Origin of the sequence: Halorubrum sp. C191 (assembly GCF_002727095.1) — an archaeon.
GTDB lineage: Archaea > Halobacteriota > Halobacteria > Halobacteriales > Haloferacaceae > Halorubrum > Halorubrum ezzemoulense.
In genome coordinates this window covers 1-5,461 of sequence record NZ_NHNZ01000207.1, presented here as the reverse complement: position 1 = coordinate 5,461, position 5,461 = coordinate 1, and the positions used below count along the sequence as shown (strand labels likewise).

The 5,461-nt window shown below is 70.3% G+C and carries 6 protein-coding genes and 1 pseudogene; 6 read left to right on the top strand and 1 reads right to left on the bottom strand.

Annotated features, from left to right (window positions below; all coding sequences use genetic code 11):
- From Z052_RS18270 to Z052_RS19990, 6 genes and pseudogenes are all read left to right on the top strand, one after another.
- Positions 1-257: pseudogene (locus Z052_RS18270) on the top strand (alcohol dehydrogenase); the annotation flags it as partial.
- Positions 258-384: 127 nt separating this feature from the next.
- The gene (locus tag Z052_RS18265) at positions 385-1,371 is read left to right on the top strand and encodes a S49 family peptidase (protein WP_049931860.1); all 987 of its coding nucleotides are present in this window, start codon (positions 385-387) and stop codon (positions 1,369-1,371) included.
- On the top strand, positions 1,368-2,396 hold the full coding sequence (locus tag Z052_RS18260) for a DUF4350 domain-containing protein (protein WP_099289311.1): 1,029 nt from the start codon (positions 1,368-1,370) through the stop codon (positions 2,394-2,396). The genes Z052_RS18265 and Z052_RS18260 overlap by 4 nt, the downstream gene beginning before the upstream one ends.
- Positions 2,397-2,470: 74 nt before the next feature.
- Entirely contained in the window at positions 2,471-3,511 is a 1,041-nt protein-coding gene (locus Z052_RS18255) for a zinc-dependent alcohol dehydrogenase family protein (RefSeq protein WP_049931862.1), read from the top strand.
- A 101-nt stretch (positions 3,512-3,612) separates the two neighbouring features.
- On the top strand, positions 3,613-4,524 hold the full coding sequence (locus Z052_RS18250) for a CoA ester lyase (RefSeq protein WP_049931863.1): 912 nt from the start codon (positions 3,613-3,615) through the stop codon (positions 4,522-4,524).
- 67 nt (positions 4,525-4,591) lie between these two features.
- Positions 4,592-4,867, top strand: a complete 276-nt coding sequence (locus Z052_RS19990) for a hypothetical protein (RefSeq protein ID WP_129452292.1) — start codon at positions 4,592-4,594, stop codon at positions 4,865-4,867.
- Between the two features lie 156 nt (positions 4,868-5,023).
- On the opposite strand, the gene Z052_RS18245 is transcribed toward Z052_RS19990, so the two are convergent.
- Positions 5,024-5,392, bottom strand: coding sequence for a VOC family protein (locus Z052_RS18245; RefSeq protein WP_049931864.1), 369 nt, complete (start codon positions 5,390-5,392; stop codon positions 5,024-5,026).
- Between the last annotated feature and the right edge of the window lie 69 nt (positions 5,393-5,461).

Below are 5,461 nucleotides of genomic sequence, written 5' to 3'. Positions count from 1 at the left end.
GGGTCGACGGTTCGGTGATCGTCGCCGGGATCCCCGGCGAGCCGGTGTCGGTCGACGCCCAGCAGCTGGTCGGGACGCGGGGCGCCGTCGAGGGGTGGGGCTCGGGGCACGCCCGCGACTCGCAGGACACGCTGGAGTTCAGCGCCCTGCGCGACATCGCGCCGGAGATCGAGACGTTCGCGCTCGACGATGTCGCCGCGGCGTACGACCGGATGGCCGACAACGAGGCGCGGTTCCGAGTCGTCTTGGAGCCGTAGGCGACGGGCGCGATCGCTTCCCGGCCTCGCGACGGGTTTGCCCACCCGTCTCGCCCCCGTCGCTCGCGGCGTCGTCGTCCCGGAGTCGTTGTTTTTATCATACAGTTGCCGATCGTATAAGACGGCGATGTCAGCAGACAAGCCCTCCACGGCCCTCACGTCGCGACAGCAGGTGGCTGTCGTCGTGCTGGCCGCGGCTCTGGTCGGCGCCGTGCTCGCTCCGAGCGTGTACGCGGCGACAAACGAACCGAGTGATACCGTCGCCGTCGTCGAGATAGAGGGGCCCGTCAACACGGCCCTCGCCGACGACGTTGAGAGCGAACTAGCGGACATCCGCGCCAACGAGTCCGTCGGCGCGGTCGTCCTCAAGCTGGACACGCCCGGCGGCGCGCCCGTCGCCTCCGAGCGGATGTACAAAGCGGTCCAGCGGACGAGCGATGACATGACCGTCATCGCGAGCGTCCAGTCGATCAGCGCCTCGGGCGGCTACTACGCGATGGCGCCTGCGGACGAGATCTACGTGCTCCCGACCTCGACGGTCGGCAGCATCGGCCTGAACGCTCCCGCGCCCCGAGCGTCGTCGACCGCGCTCGGACCGAGCGGCCCCGACAAGGCCGGAAGCAACCCGACGCAGGCGTGGGCCGAACAACAGACGCTCGCGGACACGTTCATCAACGCGATGATGGCCGAGCGTAGCGACGAGTTCGAGATGCCCCGCGAGGAGGTCGCGAAGGCCGACACCTACCTCGGTACCGAGGCCGTTCAGAACGGCTTCGCCGATGAGATCGGCTCGCTCAACGAGGCGATTCACGCGGCTGCGACCGAGGAGGAACTCGGCGAGTACACGGTCGACACCCGCGAGACCGGACAGGAGTTCGGCATCCCCTTCCTCGTCCGGACCGACACCGGGATCGTCGCGATCCACGCGAACGACCCCGGGTACGCCGACGTGAAGCCGATGCCCTCGACGTACGTGTACACGCCCGCCGTCCCGCACGTCGACACGATCGAGCGGTTCTCCGAGACCGACGTGCGGACCGGCGGCGCGGCCTCGACCGAGCGCGGGACGCCGGGGAACGAGACGGCGCGGCTCAGCGGAGGTGTTGGCGCGTGACCCGCGTCGCCCCCCTCGCGGCCGCGTTCGTCGTGACCCTCGCGGCGGTCACCGGCGGCGCCGCGATCGCCGGCTACGTGACCGCCGACGGCGCCGCGCCCGCACCGGCGATCCAGAACGACCACTACCAGAACCCAGACCTGATCGCGAACGACACGCCCGGGCAGGCGACGGTCGAGATGGACGCCTCGGCCGGCTCCCAGACCGTCCTCGTCGACCCCGGCGTCGAACCGGCCACCGCCCGTCCGGTGCTCCCCTTCAGCCTCATCGGGCTCGGCGGCGGCGGCGTCGCCGACCGGGACATCCGGCCGCTCGCGAACGCGCTCATCGAGAACGGTCACGAGGTGGGCGTGTACGTCCCCGATCCGGACCAGCAGCGACGGCCCGCGCGGCCCGGCGCCGAGGAGACGACCCAGCTCGGCGAGCGGCTCGCCGAGGCCGACGCGTTCGTGACGTTCCGGACCGACTACGAGCCGGACGAGATCGACGCGATCGAGTCGTTCGTCGAGTCCGGCGGTCACGTCGTGCTCGCCACCGAGCCCGACGCGGCGTACTCGCAGCCGGGCGCGGCGTCTCTCGACGCGACGCTCGACGTCACGACCGAGAGTGGGTACGTGTACAACATGGAAGAGAACGACCTGAACTACCAGCGCGTGTACGCCGAGGCGACCGGCGACGCGTCGCTGACCGAGGGCGTCGACCGCGCGGTGTTCCCGTCGGCGACGCCCGTCGGGACGCCGGCCGGCGGCACCGACGTGCTGCGCCCGATCGAGGGCAGCGAGCTCTCGACGACGCGCGCGCCCACGGACGCGCCGCTGTTAGTCCGCAACGACGAGGTCGTCATGATCGGCGACAGCGACTTCCTGTCGCCGGACAACGCCAGGCGCGCCGACAACGACGCGCTGATCGGTAACCTCGCGGACTTCCTCGTGACGAACGACCGGACGCCGCCCGGCGACGGCGGATCCACGGGCCCGACGCAGCCGGGGCCCGGCCAGCCGCCGACGAACGGCACCGCTGGCTGATCGGTCGGTCGGTCCGCGCCCGAGCGACTTCCGTCACCCTCTCATTTTTGCCGCCCGCGCCGGAAGCGAACTGTATGCGAGCAGCCGTCTTCAACGGTCCCGGCGACATCGGCGTGGAAGAGCGACCCCGGCCCGAGATCGAGGCGCCGACGGACGCGATCGTCCGCGTGACCCACACCGCGGTCTGCGGCTCCGACCTCTGGTTCTACCGCGGCGACAGCGAGCGCGACCCCGGCTCCCCGGTCGGCCACGAGCCGATGGGGATCGTCGAGGCGGTCGGAGAGGCCGTCACCTCGGTCGAGCCCGGCGACCGGGTGCTCGCGCCGTTCGCGATCTCCTGCGGCGAGTGCGAGTTCTGCCGGAAGGGGCTCCACACCTCCTGCGAGAACGGCGACTCCTGGGGCGGCGACAACGGCGGCGGACAGGGCGAGTACGTCCGGTCGACCCACGCCGACGGGACGCTCGTGCGCGTGCCCGACCGCTACGCCGACGACGAGGACACGCTCCGCTCGCTGCTCCCGCTCACCGACGTGATGGGCACCGGCCACCACGCTGCGGTCAGCGCGGGCGTCGAGGCGGGGTCGACCGTGGCCGTCATCGGCGACGGCGCGGTCGGGCTCTGCGGCGTCCTCGCGGCGCGTCGGCTCGGCGCGGAGCGCATCGTCGCCGTCGGCCACCACGAGGACCGGCTCGAACTCGCCGAGGAGTTCGGCGCTACCGAGACCGTCTCCGAGCGCGGTGAGGCCGCGGTCGAGCGGATCCGAGAGCTCACCTACGGCGGGCCGAACCACGTGATGGAGTGCGTCGGCGCCGCGAGCGCGATGAACACCGCGATCGACGCCGTCCGTCCCGGCGGCACGATCGGGTACGTCGGCGTCCCCTACGGCGTCGAGGAGGAGGGGCTCGACGTGTTCGGGATGTTCGGACAGAACGTCACGCTCGCGGGCGGAGTCGCCCCGGTCCGCGCATACGCCGAGGAGCTGATGGCCGACGTGCTACAGGGAACGCTCGACCCCGCGCCGATCTTCACCGAGACGGTCGACCTCGACGGCGTCGCCGAGGGGTACCGGCTGATGGACGAGCGCGAGGCGATCAAGGTGCTGGTCAAGCCGTAGCGACCGCGGCTCGGTAGCCGTTAACTCGTTTTCGACCCGGCGAAAATACCCCGCGTAAGGTAGCTTTATTTTCATGGACGAGCGTGATAGATTCGACACAGATGACGGACGTTACCCTTCGCCGGACGCAGCTCGCGACCCCGGCGAGCGACGAGAAGATGATGCACTCAGCCGCCGACAGCGACGCCGACGAGGTGTTCCTCGACCTCGAGGACTCCGTGGCTCCCAACGCCAAGCCGGACGCCCGCGAGCCCCTCATCGAGGCGGCCCGCGAGGAGGACTGGAGCGACAAGGTCCTCAGCTTCCGGATGAACGGGATCGACACGGAGTGGTGGTACGACGACGTGATCACCGTCGTCGGCGCCGCGGGCGAGTCCATCGACGACATCATCATCCCCAAGGTGAAGTCCGCCAGCGACATTCACACCGTCGAGAACCTGCTCCGGCAGGTCGAGGTGAACAACGGGCTGGAGGTCGGCGCCATCGGCCTCGAGCCCCAGATCGAGGACGGCGAGGGGATCCACAACGTCCACGATATCGCGCACGCCTCCGACCGGCTCTCCTCGATCATCTTTGGGCCGGGAGACTACTCCGCGGCGATGGGCACGCCCGGGCTCGACATCGGCCAGTTCCCAGAGTACCCCGGCCACTACTGGCACCACGCGCTCTCCGAGTGTAACTCGGCGGCGAAGTCGGCCGGCCTGCCGTGTCTCGACGGCCCGTACGCCGACATCGAGGACGCCGACGGGTTCCGGCAGTCCGCCGAGCGCGCCAACATGATCGGCTGCGACGGCAAGTGGGCGATCCACCCATCGCAGATCGAGATCGGCAACGACGTGTTCGCGCCCGACCCGGAGACCGCAGAGCGCGCCAAGCGCATCGTCGACGCCTACGCCGAGGCGATGGAGGAGGGCAAAGGCGCCGTGAGCGTCGACGGCCAGATGGTCGACGAGGCGACCAACAAGATGGCCCAAGACATCGTCGAGACGGCCGAGGCCGCCGGGATCCTGTAAGGAGTCGCGCGCCGCACTCCCTGTTCTGGCGTCCGCTTTTTTTGCGATTCGGAGCCACGCTAATAGTATGGGTGACGGCAGGTGGGGAGCGCTCGTTCACCACGTCGTCGCGGTGTCGACGTTCGTCGCGGCGTTCTGGCTCTTTCGGCTCTCCTCGCTCCCGGGACTCCCCGTGACGGTCGCCGTCGCCGGGCTCGGGTACGTGGCGCTCCGCGCCACGGGACGGAGGCGAACAGGCGATGGGGCTGGCTGCTGGTGTGGGTGGGCTACGCGGTGCCGTTCGGCCACGCCCTCGGAACGGAGGACGCGGGGCGGTTCGGCCGCCTCTTCGTTCTCGCGCTGATCACGGTGCTGGTCTGGGCGGTCGTCGAGGACCGTCCGCGTTCTTCGACGACGTCGACGTGGACGTGTGGCCCGGCGATGACGACGACGGGTGGTGACCGCCGAAGTACGCGCGTCGTCCGGTCCGGACGCACCGCCGCCTTCGGTGCCCGACCGCTCACAGAGGCTCGATCAGCTCGACGACGTGGCCGTCCGGGTCCTTCACGAAGGCGGTCCGGGCCCCCGCTTCCGGCTGGTCGCCCGGCTCCTTCACGACGCCGTGGTGGTCGATCGTCTCGAACGCGGCGTCCACGTCGTCGACGCCGACGGCGACGTGGTCGTAGCGGTCGCCGTCCGCGCTCGGCGCCGCGCCGTCCGTGTCAGACAGCTGGAACTCGACGCCGCCGTCGCCGGCGACGTACACGTTGCGCGTGTCGCCGTCGGCGGTCGTGAACTCCCAAGCGCGTTCGAACCCGAGCTGCTCGACGTACCAGTCCGCGGCGCGGTCGGCGTCCGCCACGTTGAGACACGTGTGGAGAATCTCCATGCGTCGTGCTGTCGCGGCGACGGCATAAATCCCGACGGCAAGCCGGAGGACGCCTCGGACGGACGCAGC

Coding starts and splice junctions, on each gene's coding strand:
- Z052_RS18265 (WP_049931860.1), top strand. CDS start 385: ATGTCAGCAGACAAGCCCTCCACGGCCCTCACGTCGCGACAGCAGGTG.
- Z052_RS18255 (WP_049931862.1), top strand. CDS start 2,471: ATGCGAGCAGCCGTCTTCAACGGTCCCGGCGACATCGGCGTGGAAGAG.
- Z052_RS18250 (WP_049931863.1), top strand. CDS start 3,613: ATGACGGACGTTACCCTTCGCCGGACGCAGCTCGCGACCCCGGCGAGC.
- Z052_RS19990 (WP_129452292.1), top strand. CDS start 4,592: ATGGGTGACGGCAGGTGGGGAGCGCTCGTTCACCACGTCGTCGCGGTG.
- Z052_RS18245 (WP_049931864.1), bottom strand. CDS start 5,392: ATGGAGATTCTCCACACGTGTCTCAACGTGGCGGACGCCGACCGCGCC.